The organism is Micromonospora sp. CNZ296, from assembly GCF_007827635.1.
On record NZ_VISW01000014.1, the window covers coordinates 145,298 to 161,760 of the forward strand.

Annotated in this window: 18 protein-coding genes and 1 riboswitch; of the genes, 5 read left to right on the forward strand and 13 right to left on the reverse strand. The window is 72.7% G+C overall.

Features of this window, described 5'->3' with window-relative positions; all coding sequences use genetic code 11:
• Positions 1–780 carry an endonuclease/exonuclease/phosphatase family protein gene (locus tag FB455_RS23000; protein ID WP_013476774.1) on the reverse strand — a complete coding sequence of 260 codons (780 nt, stop codon included), beginning with the start codon at positions 778–780 and terminating at the stop codon, positions 1–3.
• A 174-nt stretch (positions 781–954) separates the two neighbouring features.
• Here FB455_RS23000 and FB455_RS23005 point away from each other — a divergent pair, with 174 nt between their 5' ends.
• A complete protein-coding gene (locus FB455_RS23005) occupies positions 955–1,728 on the forward strand; it encodes a sulfite exporter TauE/SafE family protein (RefSeq protein ID WP_176739673.1) in 774 nt (257 codons plus the stop codon).
• A complete protein-coding gene (locus tag FB455_RS23010) occupies positions 1,713–2,516 on the forward strand; it encodes a GNAT family N-acetyltransferase (RefSeq protein WP_030272228.1) in 804 nt (267 codons plus the stop codon). The genes FB455_RS23005 and FB455_RS23010 overlap by 16 nt, the downstream gene beginning before the upstream one ends.
• On the opposite strand, the gene def is transcribed toward FB455_RS23010, so the two are convergent.
• Positions 2,496–3,005, reverse strand: coding sequence for a peptide deformylase (def, locus tag FB455_RS23015; RefSeq protein WP_145754951.1), 510 nt, complete (start codon positions 3,003–3,005; stop codon positions 2,496–2,498). The genes FB455_RS23010 and def overlap by 21 nt on opposite strands.
• 99 nt (positions 3,006–3,104) lie before the next feature.
• Between def and pip the strand changes: the two genes are divergently transcribed.
• Positions 3,105–4,055 carry a prolyl aminopeptidase gene (pip, locus tag FB455_RS23020; protein ID WP_145754952.1) on the forward strand — a complete coding sequence of 317 codons (951 nt, stop codon included), beginning with the start codon at positions 3,105–3,107 and terminating at the stop codon, positions 4,053–4,055.
• Positions 4,056–4,195: 140 nt separating this feature from the next.
• Here the strand turns inward: pip and FB455_RS23025 are convergent, their stop codons facing one another.
• On the reverse strand, positions 4,196–5,389 hold the full coding sequence (locus FB455_RS23025) for a chorismate-binding protein (RefSeq protein WP_145754953.1): 1,194 nt from the start codon (positions 5,387–5,389) through the stop codon (positions 4,196–4,198).
• A gap of 123 nt (positions 5,390–5,512) precedes the next feature.
• Here FB455_RS23025 and FB455_RS23030 point away from each other — a divergent pair, with 123 nt between their 5' ends.
• Positions 5,513–5,713: a DUF5999 family protein gene (locus FB455_RS23030; RefSeq protein ID WP_013286363.1), complete on the forward strand. Its 201-nt coding sequence runs from the start codon at positions 5,513–5,515 to the stop codon at positions 5,711–5,713.
• A gap of 94 nt (positions 5,714–5,807) precedes the next feature.
• On the opposite strand, the gene gcvP is transcribed toward FB455_RS23030, so the two are convergent.
• Together gcvP and FB455_RS23040 are read right to left on the reverse strand one after the other, a co-directional pair.
• Entirely contained in the window at positions 5,808–8,630 is a 2,823-nt protein-coding gene (gene gcvP / locus FB455_RS23035) for an aminomethyl-transferring glycine dehydrogenase (RefSeq protein WP_145754954.1), read from the reverse strand.
• A gap of 73 nt (positions 8,631–8,703) precedes the next feature.
• A riboswitch (glycine riboswitch) is annotated at positions 8,704–8,794 on the reverse strand.
• A gap of 57 nt (positions 8,795–8,851) precedes the next feature.
• Positions 8,852–9,694: an NAD-dependent protein deacetylase gene (locus tag FB455_RS23040; RefSeq protein ID WP_030272221.1), complete on the reverse strand. Its 843-nt coding sequence runs from the start codon at positions 9,692–9,694 to the stop codon at positions 8,852–8,854.
• A gap of 88 nt (positions 9,695–9,782) precedes the next feature.
• On the opposite strand from FB455_RS23040, the gene FB455_RS23045 reads away from it, so the two are divergent.
• On the forward strand, positions 9,783–10,439 hold the full coding sequence (locus tag FB455_RS23045) for an NAD(P)H-binding protein (protein ID WP_145754955.1): 657 nt from the start codon (positions 9,783–9,785) through the stop codon (positions 10,437–10,439).
• A 49-nt stretch (positions 10,440–10,488) separates the two neighbouring features.
• On the opposite strand, the gene FB455_RS23050 is transcribed toward FB455_RS23045, so the two are convergent.
• The 8 genes from FB455_RS23050 to gcvH form a co-directional block, all read right to left on the reverse strand.
• Positions 10,489–11,169, reverse strand: a complete 681-nt coding sequence (locus FB455_RS23050; RefSeq protein WP_013286367.1) for a DivIVA domain-containing protein — start codon at positions 11,167–11,169, stop codon at positions 10,489–10,491.
• Positions 11,166–12,332, reverse strand: a complete 1,167-nt coding sequence (locus tag FB455_RS23055; RefSeq protein WP_013286368.1) for a globin domain-containing protein — start codon at positions 12,330–12,332, stop codon at positions 11,166–11,168. Before FB455_RS23055 ends, FB455_RS23050 begins: the two co-directional genes overlap by 4 nt.
• Before the next feature lie 2 nt (positions 12,333–12,334).
• Positions 12,335–12,724: a group I truncated hemoglobin gene (locus tag FB455_RS23060; protein WP_013286369.1), complete on the reverse strand. Its 390-nt coding sequence runs from the start codon at positions 12,722–12,724 to the stop codon at positions 12,335–12,337.
• 436 nt (positions 12,725–13,160) lie between these two features.
• The gene (locus FB455_RS23065) at positions 13,161–13,754 is read right to left on the reverse strand and encodes a MerR family transcriptional regulator (RefSeq protein WP_013286370.1); all 594 of its coding nucleotides are present in this window, start codon (positions 13,752–13,754) and stop codon (positions 13,161–13,163) included.
• Between the two features lie 216 nt (positions 13,755–13,970).
• On the reverse strand, positions 13,971–14,435 hold the full coding sequence (locus tag FB455_RS23070) for a bifunctional nuclease family protein (RefSeq protein ID WP_036311069.1): 465 nt from the start codon (positions 14,433–14,435) through the stop codon (positions 13,971–13,973).
• A gap of 211 nt (positions 14,436–14,646) precedes the next feature.
• Positions 14,647–15,348: a transcriptional regulator FtsR gene (gene ftsR / locus FB455_RS23075; RefSeq protein ID WP_174361714.1), complete on the reverse strand. Its 702-nt coding sequence runs from the start codon at positions 15,346–15,348 to the stop codon at positions 14,647–14,649.
• 50 nt (positions 15,349–15,398) lie between these two features.
• Positions 15,399–15,851, reverse strand: coding sequence for an oxoglutarate dehydrogenase inhibitor Odhl (gene odhI / locus FB455_RS23080; protein WP_007071101.1), 453 nt, complete (start codon positions 15,849–15,851; stop codon positions 15,399–15,401).
• 216 nt (positions 15,852–16,067) lie between these two features.
• Positions 16,068–16,448 carry a glycine cleavage system protein GcvH gene (gcvH, locus tag FB455_RS23085; protein WP_013286373.1) on the reverse strand — a complete coding sequence of 127 codons (381 nt, stop codon included), beginning with the start codon at positions 16,446–16,448 and terminating at the stop codon, positions 16,068–16,070.
• Between the last annotated feature and the right edge of the window lie 15 nt (positions 16,449–16,463).

Sequence of the window (16,463 nt, forward strand, 5' to 3'; positions counted from 1 at the left end):
TCAGCCGAGGTCGACGACGAGGGGCCGGTGGTCGGAGATGGTCGCCAGCGGGGTGTGGACGGCGGTGACGGCCGGCAGCCGGTCGAGCCCGTGGCGGTCGGCGAGGATGTGGTCGAGCTGGACGCGGGGTTGCCCGGCCGGGTAGGTGGGGCGCCGCGCGAGGGGCTGCCAGCGGGTGAGCGCGGCGGCGGGTCCGGCGGGCAGGTTGAGGTCGCCGAGCAGGATCCGGGGTGCGGGCAGGGTGCGCAGGACGCGCACGACGCGGCGTAGTTGCCAGATGTTCCAGCCGGGCACGAAGGACAGGTGGGTGGCGGCGACGGTGAGGGGGCCGTGGGGGGTGTCGAGGACGGCGGCGAGCACGACGCGGGGTTCGTCGCGGAGCAGGACGAGTCCGCCGCCGGGGCCGGGTGCGTAGATGGGTGAGCGGACGGGGGCGGCGCGCAGCCGGGTGACCTGCCAGGAGCGGACGGGGTGGCGGCTGATGAGGCCGATGCCGTAGAGGGGTTCGCCGTGGCCGTCGTCGTCGTGGGTGAGGGGGCGGAACTGTTCGCCGGGGGTGCCGACGACGGCGGCGGCGAAGCGGTGGTGGTCGGCGTGCAGGGCGCGGGCGGCCACGGCGGTGAGGTCGAGTTTGCCGCTGCGGGTCTGGTCGCGGTCGACTTCCTGGAGGGCGAGGACGTCGGCGTCGAGGTCGGTGACGGCGGCGGTGAGCCGGTCGGGGTCGACGAGCCCGTCGGTGAGGGATCGGCCGTGCAGCAGGTTGAAGGTGGCCAGGCGCACCTGGACACCCTACGTCGTCGTGGGAGTCTTGCCGGGTGCTGAAACTGCTGTGCTGTTCGATGCTGGTGTTCGTGGCGGTGGGGTCGGTCGGGGTGTGGTTGCGGCGTCGCCGGGGGCGGTGAGGCTGGCCACAGGTGGTCTCGTCGCTGGTGGCGGCGTGGGCAGAATGCGTCGGTGGATGCCCTGTCGTTGACGACGTTGCTGACCGCTGCCCTTCTGGCGGGGTGGGTGGACGCGGTGGTGGGTGGCGGCGGTCTGTTGTTGTTGCCGGCGTTGCTGGTGGCGGCGCCGGGTGTGCCGGTGGCGACGGCCTTGGGCACGAACAAGCTGGCGGCGATCTTCGGTACGTCGACGGCGGCGGTGACGTACGCGCGGCGCACGAAGCTGGACTGGGCGGTGGCGGGTCCGGCGGCCGGGTTGGCGGTGCTGACGGCGGGGTTGGGTGCGGCGTTGGCGGGTGCGGTGCCGGGTAGCGCGTACCGGCCGGTGGTGCTCGTGGTGCTGGTGGCGGTGGCGGTGTTCGTGCTGGCGCGGCCGTCGCTTGGTGTGGTGGCGTCGCCGCAGCGGCGGACCCCGGCGCGGGTGGTGGTGGCGGTGGCGGTGGCCGGTCTGGGTATCGCTCTGTACGACGGGTTGATCGGGCCGGGTACCGGCACGTTCCTGGTGCTGGCGTTCACCGCGATTCTGGGTTCGGATTTCGTGCATGCCTCGGCGATGGCGAAGGTCGTGAACGCGGGCACGAACCTGGGCGCGCTTGTGGTGTTCGGGTTGACCGGGCATGTGTGGTGGGCGTTGGGCGCGGCGATGGCGGTGTGCAACGTGGTGGGGGCGGCTGTGGGCGCGCGGATGGCGTTGCGGCGGGGCGCCGGGTTCGTGCGGGTGGTGCTGCTGGTGGTGGTGCTGGCGCTGGTGGCCCGGTTGGGTTACGACCAGTGGACGGCGGGCTGATCGCGGTGGCGGTGCGGGCGGAGCACGACCGGGCGGTGCTGGCGGGTCTGCTGGGCCGGGATCCGGTGTTGCACGCGTACCAGTTGGGTGATCTGGACGATTTCTTCTGGCCGTACACGTCGTGGTTCCGGCGTGGCGACCAGGTGGTGTTGCTGTATCACGGGGTCGAGTTGCCGACGTTGCTGGCGTTCGCGGCGCCGGAGCGGGTGGCGGAGCTGGCGGGGTTGCTGACGGAGGCGGCGCCGGTGTTGCCGGCGCGGATGTGGGCGCACCTGTCCCCCGGTCTGGAGGCGACGCTGGGCCGCTGGTTCGTGGTGTCGGAGGCGGCGGCGCATCACCGGATGGCGTTGACGGATCCGGGGCGGCTGGCGGCGGTGCCGGCGGTGGGTGAGCCGTTGGGGCCGGCGGACGCGGCGGAGCTGGCCGCGTTGTACGCGGTGGCGTATCCGGGGAACTGGTTCGATGCGCGGATGCTGGAGACGGGCCAGTACGTGGGGGTGCGGGAGCACGGCCGGCTGGTGGCGGTGGCGGGGGTGCACGTGTTCTCGCCGCGCTGGCGGGTGGCGGCGCTGGGGAACGTGACGACGCATCCGGACGTGCGGGGTCGTGGTCTGGGTGCGGGTGTGGTGGCGGCGTTGTGCGCCCGGCTGCGCGCGTCTGTGGATCATGTGACGTTGAACGTGCGGGCGGACAACGCGGCGGCGGTGCGGTTGTACGAGCGGCTGGGGTTCTCCCGGGTGGCCGGGTTCACCGAGTGCGCGTTGACGTCAGCGGCCGCGGCTGGGTGAGTCGAACCGGCCGGCGCGGATCTCGCGCAGGGCCCGGCGGCGGGTGTCGCCGCGCAGGGTGTCGACGTAGAGGCGTCCGCGCAGGTGGTCGGTCTCGTGTTGCAGGGCGCGGGCGAGGAAGCCGCTGCCGGCGACGGTGAGCGGCTCGCCGTGCTGGTCGTAGCCGTGGGCGGTGGCGTGCAGCGCGCGGGGGGTCGGGAAGTACAGGCCGGGGATGGACAGGCAGCCCTCCTCGTCGTCCTGGAGTTCGTCGGACACCTCCAGCGTGGGGTTGATCATGTGGCCGCGGTGGCCGTCGGCGTCGTAGACGAACACCTGGGCGTTGACGCCGATCTGGGGTGCGGCGACGCCGGCGCGGCCGGGTGCGCCGAGCAGCGTGTCCATCAGGTCGGTGACGAGGGCGCGCAGTTCGGCGTCGAAGCTGGTGACGGGTTCGCTGGGGGTGCGCAGCACGGGGTCGCCGATGATCCGGATGGGGCGCATAGTCATGTCCGGAAGGCTATCCGTTGCTTACCGCTGCGCGGGGGGCACCCGCCGGGGCGGCGGGGCTCGTAGGGTGTGCGGACACTGTCGCAGGGAGGCCGCCGCATGTATCCGCCGATCGAGCCGTACGCGCACGGGATGCTGGACGTCGGGGACGGGCAGCGCGTGTACTGGGAGACGTGCGGCAATCCGGACGGCCGGCCGGCGCTCGTGGTGCACGGTGGGCCCGGTTCGGGGGCGGGCGCGTCGTGGCGGCGGCTGTTCGACCCGGCCGCGTACCGGATCGTGTTGTTCGACCAGCGTGGCTGTGAGCGCAGCACTCCCCCGGCGTCGGATCCGTCCACTGACCTGTCGGTGAACACCACCGGGCATCTGCTGGCCGACATGGAGCTGCTGCGCGCGCATCTGGGGATCGACAGGTGGCTGCTGTGCGGCGCGTCGTGGGGGTCGTCGCTGGCGCTGGCGTACGCGCAGCGGCACCCGGGGCGGGTCAGCGCGCTGGTGCTGTTCAGCGTGGTCGCCAACACGAACCGGGAGATCGAGTGGGTGACCCGGGACATGGGCCGGGTGTTCCCGCAGGAGTGGGCGCGGTTCCGTGGCGGGGTGCCCGAGGCCGACCGTGACGGTGACCTGTCGGCGGCGTACGCGCGGCTGGTCAACGACGCGGACCCGGCGGTGCGGGAGCAGGCGGCGCGGGACTGGTGCGACTGGGAGGACGTGCACGTGTCGCTCGCCGGTGGGTTCGCGCCGGATCCCCGGTTCGACGATCCGGTGTTCCGGTACGGGTTCGCCCGGCTGGTGACGCACTACTTCGCGAACCGGGGTTTCCAGCCGGACGGGCAGGTGCTGCGCGACGCGGGCCGCCTGGCGGGCATTCCGGGGGTGCTGGTGCAGGGCCGGCTGGACGTCAGTGGCCCGCCGGACATCGCGTGGCTGCTGACCCAGGGCTGGCCGGACGCGCGGCTGGAGATCGTGGAGTCCGGCGGTCACGGCGGCGGGCACGGCATCGGCGAGCGGGTCGTCGCCGCCCTCGACGAGTTCGCCACCGCCGGCTGAGCCGCCGCGCACGGCCGCCACCGCCCGCGTAGCCCGAGGCGCCGCGCACGGCCGCTACCGGCCCGCGGAGCCGCCGCGACAAGCCAGGCCGCCGAGAGAGGCCGGGCCGCAGCGGGAAGGCCGGGCCGCCGGGCGACCCGTCAGCCGGCGAGCAGGGCGCGGATCGGGGCGGCCTTGGCGGCGGCCTCGGCGACCTCGGCGGCGGGGTCGCTGTCCCAGGTGATGCCTCCCCCGGCCCACAGGTGCAGCAGGTTCCCGTCGGCGGCGGCGGTGCGGATGGTCAGGCCCAGGTCGAGGCGGTCGGGTCCGACCCAGCCGAGCGCCCCCATGCTCGCGCCGCGGCCGACCGGCTCCAGCGCGGCGATGTGGGCCAGGGCGGCGTGTTTGGGCGCGCCGGTGACCGACCCGCCGGGGCAGACCGCGCGCAGCAGGTCGGCCAGGCCGAGGCCGTCGGCGGGCGCCGCCGACACCGTCGACTCGGCCTGCCACAGGTCACACCAGCGGCGTACGGCGAACAGCTCGTCGACGCGTACCGAGCCGGTGCGGGCGACGCGGGCCAGGTCGTTGCGTTCCAGGTCGACGATCATGACGTGTTCGGCGCGTTCCTTGGCCGAGGTGAGCAGGTCGCGGCGTCCGGCGGGGGTGGCCGGGCGGGTGCCCTTGATGGGGCGGGTGACCAGCCGGCCGTGTTCGACGGCGATGAGGGTTTCCGGGGAGGCGCAGCCGAGTGCCCAGCCGGGGCCGTGCAGGGTGCCGCCGTAGCGGGCGCCGGGTAGCGCGGCGAGGCGGGCCAGCGCGGGCAGCGGGTCGCCGGTGTAGCCGGCGGCGGCGTGGCCGACGATGTTGACCTGGTAGACGTCGCCGCGGGCGATGGCGTCGCGGACCGCGGCGACGGCGGCGGCGTGCGCGGCCGGGGTCCAGCTGTCCTGCCAGGGTCCGAGCCGCCACGGGGCCGGGGCCGGCGGCCGGGGCGCCGCGGGGCGGTCGGTGTGGTGGTAGACGACCACGACCAGGTCGGGCAGCGCCGGTGCGGGGCTGGGCGCGTCGGGCGACACGCCGAGGGTGTACGCGCCGGCGGCGGCGGACAGGTACAGCGCGGCGCCGCACACTCCGGCGTCGGAGTCGTGGCGGCCGGGCCGGGCGAGGTCGCCGCGGTCGATGCCGTGTGCGGCGAGGAAGCGTTGTGCCAGGTCGGCGGGGTCGCCGCCGTCGCCGATACGCCAGTGCAGCCGGGCGGTCTCGACGAGCCGGCGGCGGCATCCGGGCGGGGCGCCGGGAGCATCGACCTCCACCTGTGGGAGCGCTTCCACGACGTCCGGGCCGTTACGGGTCATCCGTTCAGCCCATTCTGGGTGAACAAGACGCATCCTTGCTCGTTGCCGCTCAGTTTTCCTTGGTACTGTGCGTCACTGGTCATGTGAACCATGACACAGTGCCCCCACAGTCCGGAGAACCCGATGTGTCAGCACCAGCCCACCTGCCCCTCCGCCGACGCGACCGACCGCGAGGCCGCCCGCGTACTCGCCTGCTTCCCTGAGCAGGGCTGGAGCCTGCTCTGCAACGGTGTCATCGTCTTCGAGGACACCGGTGAGCTGCTCCCCGACGGGCGCACCATCGCCCCGCACCGGGGTCCGGCCCGCCACGCCCTCGTCGCCTGAGCGATCACGCAGCGTCAGTGAGCGTACGCGCCGGTCATGACCGTCCGGCGCACCGGCCGGGGCGGCGAGAGCCCACCGCCCCGGCGTCAGCCGCTCAGTCCTCGAACGCCTCCGGCGCGGGGCACGAGCAGACCAGGTTCCGGTCGCCGTACGCGCCGTCGATGCGCCGCACCGGAGGCCAGTACCGGCCCGCCCGGTCCACACCCGCCGGGTAGGCGCCCACCGACCGCGGGTACGGGTGCGGCCACTCGTCGGCCGACACCATCGCCGCGGTGTGCGGCGCGTTCGACAGCGGATTGTCCCCCGCCGGCCACTCCCCCGAGCCGACCTTGTCGATCTCCGCCCGGATCGCGATCATCGCGTCGCAGAAGCGGTCCAGCTCGGCCAGGTCCTCGCTCTCGGTCGGCTCCACCATCAGCGTCCCGGCCACCGGGAACGACATCGTCGGCGCGTGGAAGCCGTAGTCGATCAGCCGCTTCGCCACGTCGTCCACGGTCACGCCGGTGGCCTTGGTCAACGGACGCAGGTCCAGGATGCACTCGTGCGCGACCAGACCCTTGTTGCCGGTGTACAGCACCGGGAAATGCGACCGCAGCCGCGCCGCGACGTAGTTCGCCGCCAGGACCGCCACGCCGGTGGCCCGGGCCAGCCCGTCGGCGCCCATCATCCGCAGGTACGCCCACGGGATCGGCAGGATCCCCGCCGACCCGTGGTTCGCCGCCGAGATCGCCGGCCGCCCGTCGGCGCGCGCGCCGAGCGGGTCGCCGGGCAGGAACGGCGCCAGGTGCGAGCGCACCGCCACCGGGCCCACACCCGGGCCGCCGCCGCCGTGCGGGATGCAGAACGTCTTGTGCAGGTTCAGGTGCGACACGTCCGCCCCGAACCGGCCCGGCTTGGCGAACCCGACCAGCGCGTTGAGGTTCGCGCCGTCGACGTACACCTGACCGCCGGCGTCGTGGACCTTCGCGCACAGCTGGGCGATGCCGGTCTCGTACACGCCGTGCGTCGACGGGTACGTCACCATGATCGCGGCGAGCGCGTCCCGGTGCTTGTCGATCTTCGCGTCGAGGTCGACCAGGTCGACGTTGCCGTCGGCGTCGCAGCCGACCACCACGACCCGCATGCCGGCCATCACGGCTGACGCGGCGTTCGTGCCGTGCGCCGACGACGGGATCAGGCACACGTCGCGGTGGCCCTCGCCGCGCTCCCGGTGGTAGCCGCGGATCGCCAGCAGCCCGGCCAGCTCACCCTGCGACCCGGCGTTCGGCTGCACGCTGACCGCGTCGTAGCCGGTCACCTCGGCCAGCCAGCCCTCCAGCTGCGCGATCAGCTCCCGGTACCCGGCGGTCTGCTCGTCCGGCGCGAACGGGTGCAGGTGCGCGAACTCCGGCCAGGTGATCGGTTCCATCTCGGTGGTGGCGTTGAGCTTCATCGTGCACGACCCCAGCGGGATCATGCCGCGGTCCAGCGCGTAGTCGAAGTCGGCCAGGCGGCGCAGGTAGCGCAGCATCGCCGTCTCCGAGTGGTGGCTGTGGAACACCGGGTGGGTGAGGAAGTCCGACGTGCGGGCCAGCCCGTCGGGCAGGGCCGCGTCGGTGTCGCCGTCGAACCCGTCGACGCCGAACGCCGCCCACACCGCCTGAAGGTGCGCGGGCGTGGTGGTCTCGTCGCAGGAGACGCCGACCCGGTCGGCGTCGACCAGCCGCAGGTTCACGTTGCGCGCCGCGGCGGCTGCGACCACCTCGGCGGCCCGGCCCGGCACGGTCGCGGTGACGGTGTCGAAGAACGCGACGTCCGCGACCTGCACGCCCCCGGCGCGCAGCCCGGCCGCGAGCCGCGCCGCCGCCTCGTGGGTACGCCGGGCGATGGCGCGCAGCCCGTCCGGGCCGTGATAGACGGCGTACATGCCGGCCATCACCGCGAGGAGCACCTGGGCGGTGCAGATGTTGCTGGTCGCCTTCTCCCGGCGGATGTGCTGCTCACGGGTCTGCAACGCCAGCCGGTACGCCGGGTTGCCGTCGGCGTCGCGGGACACCCCGACGAGGCGGCCGGGCAGCATCCGCTCCAGGCCTGAGCGCACCGCCAGGTAACCGGCGTGCGGCCCACCGAAGCCCATCGGTACGCCGAACCGCTGGGTGGTGCCGGCGGCGATGTCGGCGCCGATCTCGCCCGGCGGGCGCAGCAGCGTCAACGCCAGCAGATCCGCGGCGACCGTCACCAGCGCGCCCACGCCGTGCGCCGCGTCGACCAGCGCCCGGTGGTCGCGGACCGCGCCGGAGGCGCCCGGGTACTGCAGGTGCAGGCCGAAGAACTCCGCCGGCAGTTCGTCACGCTCGACGTCGACCACGCGCACCTCGATGCCGAGCGGCTCGGCGCGGCTGGCGATCACCGCGACGGTCTGCGGCAACGCGTCGGCGTCGACCACGTACACCGGGCTCTTGCTCTTGGACGCGCGGCGGGCGAGCGTCATCGCCTCGGCCGCGGCGGTGCCCTCGTCGAGCATCGACGCGTTCGCGGTGGCCAGGGCGGTCAGGTCGGTGACCATGGTCTGGAAGTTCAGCAGCGCCTCCAGCCGGCCCTGGCTGATCTCCGGCTGGTACGGCGTGTACGCGGTGTACCAGGCGGGGTTCTCCAGCACGTTGCGGCGGATCACCGCCGGGGTGTGCGTGCCGTGGTAACCCAGGCCGATCATGGACACGGCGACGGTGTTGCGCGACGCGAGGGCGCGCAGCTCGGCGACAGCCTCCCGCTCACTGGCCGGGGCGGGCAGGTCCAGGGTGCCGTGCCAGCGGATCACCTCGGGGATCGCGGCGTCCATCAGCTCGTCGACGGAGCCGTAACCGACGGTGTCCAGCATCCGGCGTTCGTCGTCGCGGCCGGGGCCGATGTGCCGGTCGGCGAACTGCTCTGCGGTCATGCGCTGCGCTCCTTGGTGGGGCGAGGTCGACGGGTCGGCCTCCCCCTGAGTCGCGCTGACGCGCTCCACAGCGCCTGCCCACGTGGTCCTTTTGCCTGAGAGGTTCCGGGGAGAATCTGCCCCTTCGGCGCCGTCGGATCGACGGTCTCTCCCACGTGGGTGGTACCGGCACTTCCCACGCTACCAGCGGGCGTGTTTCCGGCTCATGTCCCGGGGGTTGATCACACCGGCGCCGGCGCCGCCGCCACCCGGTCGGCCAGCGCGCACAGCGTCGCGCCCAGCGGCGCGTCCAGGCGCAGTGCCGCGTACCCGTCGCCGCGGGTGACGCCCTGGTTGACGATCGCCACCGGGATGCCGTGGCGGGCCGCCCGCAGCACGAACCGCCGCCCCGACATCACCGTCAACGACGACCCGAGCACCAGCAGCGCCCGGGCCCGCTCGACGAGCGCGAAACAGTCCGCGACGCGGGGCGCGGGAACCGTCTCGCCGAAGAACACCACGTCCGGTTTCAGCATGCCGGTGCCGCAGACCCCGCAGTCGACGGCGCGGAACCCGGTCACCGCCTCGTCGGGCAGGTCCACGTCGCCGTCGGGGTTGACGCGCGCCACCCGCGCGTCGAAGCCCGGGTTCGCCTCGGACAGCCGCCGATGCAGCTCGTCACGGCCGGTGGCGTTACCGCAGTCCAGGCACGTCACCTCGTCGAGGCGGCCGTGCAGCTCGATCACGCCGGTGGCGCCCGCGGCGGTGTGCAGCCCGTCGACGTTCTGGGTGATGATCCCGCCGAGCAGCCCGGCGTCCTGCAGCCGGGCCACCGCCCGGTGCCCGTCGTTGGGCGCCGCCCGGGCGATGGTCTGCCAGCCCAGGTGGCTGCGCGCCCAGTACCGCCGCCGGGCCAGCGGATCCCGGGTGAACTCCTGGTACGTCATCGGGGTGTGCCGGCGCGCCGCGCCACTGGGCCCCCGGTAGTCCGGAATGCCCGACTCGGTGGACAGGCCCGCGCCGCTGAGCACCACCACGTCACCGGCGGCCACCAGCCGCGTCAACTCCTCGAACGCCTCACTCACCCGTCCATGCTCCCTCGCCGGACCCCGCACCTCCCACCCGTGCGGCGGTCGCGCGGCGGGGTGCGGCCAGGCGGGCTAGGTTGAGCCCATGCGCGTCGTCATCGCCGGAGGGCACGGAAAGATCGCCAAACTGCTGGAGCGGGAACTGGCCGGACGCGGAGACGCCGCGCTCGGACTGATCCGCAACCCCGACCACGCCGCCGCGCTGCGCGCCGCCGGCGCCGAACCCGTCGTGTGTGACCTGGAACACACCGACGTCGACGCCCTCGCCGCCCACCTGGCCGGCGCCGACGCTGTCGTGTTCGCCGCCGGCGCCGGACCCGGCAGCGGCGCCGCCCGCAAGGACACCGTCGACCGCGGCGCCGCCGTGCTGCTCGCCGACGCCGCCGTACGAGCCGGGGTACGCCGCTACCTGCTGGTCTCCTCCATGGGCGTGGACGCCGCACCGTCCGAGGGCACCGACGACGTGTGGGCGGCGTACCTGCGGGCCAAGAAGGCCGCCGAGGACGACGTCGCCGCGCGGGACCTCGACGTGACGGTGCTGCGGCCCGGCCGCCTCACCGACGACGAACCCGCAGGCCGCATCACCCTGGCCCGGCACGTCGAAGCCGGCGCGATCAGCCGCGCCGACGTGGCCCGGGTGCTGCTCGCCCTGCTGTACGCCCCGGCCACCGCCGGGCACACCCTGGAACTCGTCGGCGGAGACACCCCCATCGCCGACGCGATCGCAGCCGTCGCCGCCTGACACCCGCCGGCGCGTCCCGGCCCGCCGTGCACACGGGCCGGGACGCCGCTCAACGCTGGTGCCGCGACAACGCCGGCTGCGGCGCGGTCCCGCCGCCCTGCGGCAACTCCCGCGCGATCCGCTCCATCGTGCGCGACAACTGCTCACTGCCGTCGTCGAGGTGCCGGGCCGCCGCCTGCATGTGCGAGATCATCATCTCGCCGAAGATCCGCAGCGCCTCACGCGTCGCCACCGAGTCGTCGAAGCCGCTCCCGGCGGTACTGCGGTACTCCGTCACCGCCCGCTCGGCCTCCCGCTTCGCCTCCTCCGCCGCCGCCCGCATGTAACTCTCGTACTGGGTACGGGCGTACTCGGCGACCCGGCGGGCATAGTCGTGGGCCTGCGCGATGATCTGCTCGGCCTCCCGCTGCGCCGCCGACAACAGGTTGACCTCCTTCGCCGCCGGCGCCACCGCCGCCTCCGTGCTCGGGATCACCCCGTGCCGGTGCAGCTCCAGATGGTCGTTGAGCCGCTCGTTCTCCGCCCGCAGGTTCGCCACCTGCGCCGCCAGCAGATCCAGCTCGTCGGCCACCTGCAACCGGAACCGGTCCACATCGGTCTGGTCGTAGCCGCGCCGCGTGAACGCCGCCGACCCGAACTCCCACCGCCGGACCCGGTCCGAGGTCAACCGCACCTGCACCGGACCGGACACCTGCTGCGCGTCGTAACTGCTGATCGGACCCGCGCTCACCGGCTCACCTCCGACTCGTCAGCCCCCGTCATCGTCCGCCACGCCGGGCCGTACCAGTGCTTGCCGTAACCCTCGTGGTGCACCTGGCCCGGCTGGAACCCGGCACCGGTCAACGCCGCCACCGAATGACCCACCATCTCGTCCGAGCCGCACACGTACACGTGCCGCGACCGCCAGTCCCCGTCGGCCAGCACCCGGTCGGCGATGCGCACCGACTCGCCCGGCCGGGCCGGATCCGCACCGGCCACGTACGACACCCGCAGCCACGGATGCGTCGCCGCCAGCTTGTCGATCGCCTCGCTGTCGTAGAACTCCGTCCGCGAACGGGCACCCACGTACAGGTCCACCCGCCGGCCCGAACCCTCCGCCGCGACCTGCTCCACCAGCGCCTTCACCGGCGCCCAGCCGGTCCCACCGGCCAGCAGCAGCAGATCCGACGACCCGGCCTGCCACAACGTCAACCGGTCGCCCACCGGCGACGCCAGGTGGATCTGGTCACCGGCCGCGCACCCGTACACCAGACGCGACGACACCACACCACCCGGCGCGGCCCGCACGTGCAGCTCCACCGTGCCATCCGGACGCGGCGCGTTCGCCGGCGAGTAGTACCGCCACGACCGCACCGCAGGATGCGACACCCCGATCGACTGGCCGGGCGTGAACGGCAACAGATACTGCGGGCGTACGGTCAGCACCGCCACGTCGAACGTGCGCTGCTCGTGGGTCAGCACCTCCGCCACCCACCACGGCGGCGACTTCGACTCCGCGGCCTGCGCGCCCTCGGTCATCACCTGCGCGACGAGCCCGTACGCGGCGGTCCAGTCAGCCGCCAGCTCCTCCGTCCACGCCTCACCGCAGAAGTGCCGCAACGTCGCCAGCAGCGCCTCACCGACCGCCGGGTAGTGCTCGGCGCGCACCGCGAACTTCCGGTGATCCGCGCCGAGGTCCCGCAGGAACCCGACCAGCCGGTCCACCTGATCCACGTGGGACACCACATGCCCCAGCGCGGCCACCAGACGGTCCCGCTGCCCGGCCATGTTCGTGGGGAACATCTGCCGGGTCTCCGGATGCGCCAGGAACAGCGTCGAATAGAAGTAGAGCGGCACCTGGTCGCCGTGCGCGGCGACCAGGGACCAGCTCTGCTTGAGCCGTGCGACGTCCACGCTCAGGCGTCCCCCGCCGACACGACCTGCTCCCGCACCTGCCCGAGCACGACCTGCACGTCGGCGATCACGTCCGCGGGCACGCCCAGCTCCACCAGCGTCGCGGTCAGATGCTCACCGACCTTCGCGTAGTGCTCACCGGTGATGTTCAGCGGCTGGTGCGCCTCCTCCAGGCCACGGCCCGCGTACTCGTTGGGACCGCCGAGCACGACCGCCAGCATCAGCGCCAGGTGCCGCCGCTGCTCCACCATGTCCACGTCGGCGAAGTAGCCGGCCAGATCCGGATCGGCCAGCACCTTGTCGTAGAACAGCTCCACCGCGGCCTTCACCGCGGCCGCGCCGCCGATGCGCTCGTAGTGGGAGATCGGGGTGGTCTCGCTCGTCACCGTCATGCTCGGTCCTTCCACAAGGGGTCCGCGGGCAGCGCCGCGGCAGGGGCTCGCCGTCCGGCGCGGCGTCACACAGCGTTCCGCCGTGACGTCGACACGCCGACGACCGGAACGGACCATAGCGCGCCCGCAACGACACTTCACGCCGACCCTGTCCTGATCCCGAGAACTGTCAATCACGGACAGTCAACAACGCGACCCGAGTCGGTGGACGCACCGCAGCCGGTCACACACAGGCCGTCAACACGCACGACGTACCGTCCTTTTCGGACATCACGCGCACACATGCCGTGACCTGCGCCGACCCTCACCCGGACCGGTCCACACCGTCCGATCACCTCAGCCCACAGGCGAGGACCACACCCCGTCACCAAAACACGAATCGCGCCACACCCTTTTTCGGGCGCGGCGCGATCCCGTCAACGAGACGCGACGCAGGTCACCCGGCCCGGCGCCGCGCCCGGCGCGCCGCCAGCTCGTCACCCACCGACTCCGAGTCCGACTCCGGCTCCACCACCGGCACGGCCGGCTCCTGCCCACCCACCGGCTCCGCCGGCAGATGCGACAACGAACCCTGGATCTCCTTGAACGCACCACCGATCGCGATGCCGAACACCCCCTGGCCGCCCTGCAACAGGTCGACCACCTCCTCCGGCGACCGGCACTCGTACACGGTCGTCCCGTCGGAGATCAACGTGATGCCCGCCAGATCGTCCACCCCACGCGACCGCAACGCCTCGATCGCCTTGCGGATGTTCTGCAACGACACCCCGGCGTCCAGCAGCCGCTTCACGACCTTCAACACCACCAGGTCGCGGAACGAGTACAACCGCGACGTCCCCGAACCCGACGCGTCGCGCACACTCGGCACCACCAGCGCCGTACGCGCCCAGTAGTCCAACTGCCGGTAACTGATCCCCACCGCCGAACACGCGGTCACACCCCGGTAGCCGACCTCGCCGTCACCGGCCGGATCGGCCCCCACACCCGCCTGCTGTTCCGCACCCGGACCAGGATCCCGTGGCTCGTGCATCCGGACCAACCTCCCCGCGCCCGTGGCGGTGCCGCGCCGACTCCCCGTACGCGCACCCCTCGACACGGCAACCCTAACGCCGCCCCCCGGACTTCACCCGCAGAAGACACCGCGACACGCCGCGCCACCACCCGGCAACAAAAACACACGGCGGCCGGCCGCCACCTGCCGTGACAACCACCGCCGCGCCGACCCCGGCCACCCGGCCGGGACACCTCAACCCGCGAAGTCCTCCGGACGCACCTGCTCCAGGAACTCCCGGAACTTCTCCACCTCGTCCTCCTGCTCGTCCGGGATCACGATCCCCGCCTCACTGAGGACCTGCTCCGCACAACGAATCGGAGCACCCACCCGCAACGCCAACGCGATGGAGTCACTCGGCCGCGCCGACACCCGCACACCGTCACCGAGGAGCAGATCCGCGTAGAACACGTTCTCCTTCAACTCGGTGATCTCCACCGCCCGCAACGGCGCCTGCAACGCCGTCAGCACATCCCGCAGAAGATCGTGCGTCAACGGCCGGGCCGGCTTGACCCCCTGCTGCTCGTAAGCGATCGCCGTCGCCTCGACCGCGCCGATCCAGATCGGCAGATAGCGGTCCCCCTCGACCTCCCGCAGCAGGACGATCGGCTGGTTGCTCGGCAACTCCACCCGAACTCCGACCACGCTCAGCTCGCGCACCGCCGCCTCCGTGTCGTCGTCACCATGCACCGCGCCCTTCCCTGCACGGTACACGGACCAGGACACGGGAGTCCCACGCGCTACGTGCACCACGCCTCGCCGGACGGGCATACCCCGGCAAGCCTACGACACGCTCCGCCGACCAGATCTTTCCGCGCCCACCCACGACGAAGGGCCGGGCGCACACCGCACCCGGCCCCTCGCACCGACCTCACCGGCCCAACGTCGACCGCAGCCCCACCCGCACCAACGCCGCGTGCAACCGCTGCGACAACGCCAGCAACTCCCGCGCCGTCTCCGCCGCCCGGGCCCGCGCCGCCGGATCGCTCTGCCGCGCCAACGGCGCCACCAACTGCGCGAACAACCCGACCTCACGATCCGCCGCCGACCGGTACGCCCGCAGATGCCGAGGCTCCAGCCCGTACGCCGCCAGACCCGCCACCGCACTCGCGATGATCAACGCGTCCGCGTCGTACCACCCCGGCGGATCCGACACCAGCACACCCAGCCGCTCCAACTCCGCGAGCGTCGACTCGTCCACACCACTACGAGCGATCAGACCCGCCCGGTCCAGCCGCACCTCCGACGACTCGACCGACTCCACCGGCTCCCGGCCCGGAACCTCACCACCCGGACCCACAGCCACCAGATTCGGCCGCCCCCGCCCCGGCGACGGACCAGACCCGTCCCACTGGGCCAACTGCTCCCGGATCACCCGCAACGGCAGGTACTGATCCCGCTGCGCGGTCAACACGAACCGCAACCGCGCCACATCGTCCCAGCCGTACTTCCGATAACCCGCCGGCGTCCGCTGCGGCTCCACCAGGCCCTCGGCCTCCAGGAACCGCAACTTCGAGATCGTGACGTCCGGAAACTCCGGCCGCAACTGCGCCAGCACCTCGCCGATACTCATCAGCGCAGGCGCCCGCGCCGCCCCGGACGGCGTCGAAGCCGCAGGCTCGTTCACCCCCGGCCGGCCTCCTCCTCCGGGCGCGGACCGGCGATGAACACCACCCGGAACTTGCCGATCTGCACCTCGTCACCGTTGCTCAGCGTCGCCGCCTCGACCCGCTCACGATTCACATACGTGCCGTTCAGGCTGCCCACATCCCGCACCGTGAACGTCCCACCGTCACGGTGGAACTCCGCGTGCCGACGCGACACCGTCACGTCGTCCAGGAAGATGTCACTGTCCGGGTGCCGCCCACTCGTCGTCACATCGTGGTCCAACAGGAACCGGGCACCCGCATTCGGACCCCGGCGAACCACCAGCAACGCCATACCCGGCGGCAACGAGCCGGACATCCGGCTCGGCACCACATCGGTGTCCGGGCCCTCCAGCACTTCGTCGAGCGAGCCGAGATTGAGCGTCGAAGTGACGTCGAGCGGGGGGAACTCGTCGTCTGGGCGCGTCATGGGACCACCTCACGGATCTGTTCGGTCGGCGTCAGGGAATGGCGGGTCTGGCCGCCGGGCAACACCACACCCGGCGGCTGGCTCCCCGTGCCCGGGAAGGCGCATTCCGCAACGCTCAAACTATTGGTTCTCGGTCGACTGGGCGAGCCTAGCCAGCGCCGAAATGCAGGGCAACCGGACGCGCGGAACCTCGCCGCCGCCCGGAACAGCACGAACTCAGCTCTCGGTGAGCTCGCGGTACGCATCGGCGGTCAGCAGACCCTCGACCGCCGCCGGATCGTCCGGAGTGATCTCCACCAACCACCCCGCACCGTACGGATCCGTATTGATCACCTCAGGGGTGTCGGCCAACGCCTCGTTGCGCGCCGCCACCGTGCCGCTCAACGGCGCGTAGATCTCCGACACGCTCTTCGTCGACTCGATCTCGCCCAGCGACTCACCCGCCGCCACCACCGCACCCGGCTCCGGCAGCTGAACGAACACGATGTCACCCAGGGCGTCCTGCGCGAAGTGCGTGATACCGACGCGGACGACACCACCGTCACCACCGACCACCCACTCGTGCTCGGCGGTGTACCGCAGATCCTCAGGAATCACCAACTGCGTCCTTCG

Coding starts and splice junctions, on each gene's coding strand:
- def (WP_145754951.1), bottom strand. CDS start 3,005: ATGACTATGCGCCCCATCCGGATCATCGGCGACCCCGTGCTGCGCACC.
- pip (WP_145754952.1), top strand. CDS start 3,105: ATGTATCCGCCGATCGAGCCGTACGCGCACGGGATGCTGGACGTCGGG.
- FB455_RS23025 (WP_145754953.1), bottom strand. CDS start 5,389: ATGACCCGTAACGGCCCGGACGTCGTGGAAGCGCTCCCACAGGTGGAG.
- FB455_RS23030 (WP_013286363.1), top strand. CDS start 5,513: ATGTGTCAGCACCAGCCCACCTGCCCCTCCGCCGACGCGACCGACCGC.
- gcvP (WP_145754954.1), bottom strand. CDS start 8,630: ATGACCGCAGAGCAGTTCGCCGACCGGCACATCGGCCCCGGCCGCGAC.
- FB455_RS23045 (WP_145754955.1), top strand. CDS start 9,783: ATGCGCGTCGTCATCGCCGGAGGGCACGGAAAGATCGCCAAACTGCTG.
- FB455_RS23060 (WP_013286369.1), bottom strand. CDS start 12,724: ATGACGGTGACGAGCGAGACCACCCCGATCTCCCACTACGAGCGCATC.
- FB455_RS23065 (WP_013286370.1), bottom strand. CDS start 13,754: ATGCACGAGCCACGGGATCCTGGTCCGGGTGCGGAACAGCAGGCGGGT.
- ftsR (WP_174361714.1), bottom strand. CDS start 15,348: ATGAGTATCGGCGAGGTGCTGGCGCAGTTGCGGCCGGAGTTTCCGGAC.
- odhI (WP_007071101.1), bottom strand. CDS start 15,851: ATGACGCGCCCAGACGACGAGTTCCCCCCGCTCGACGTCACTTCGACG.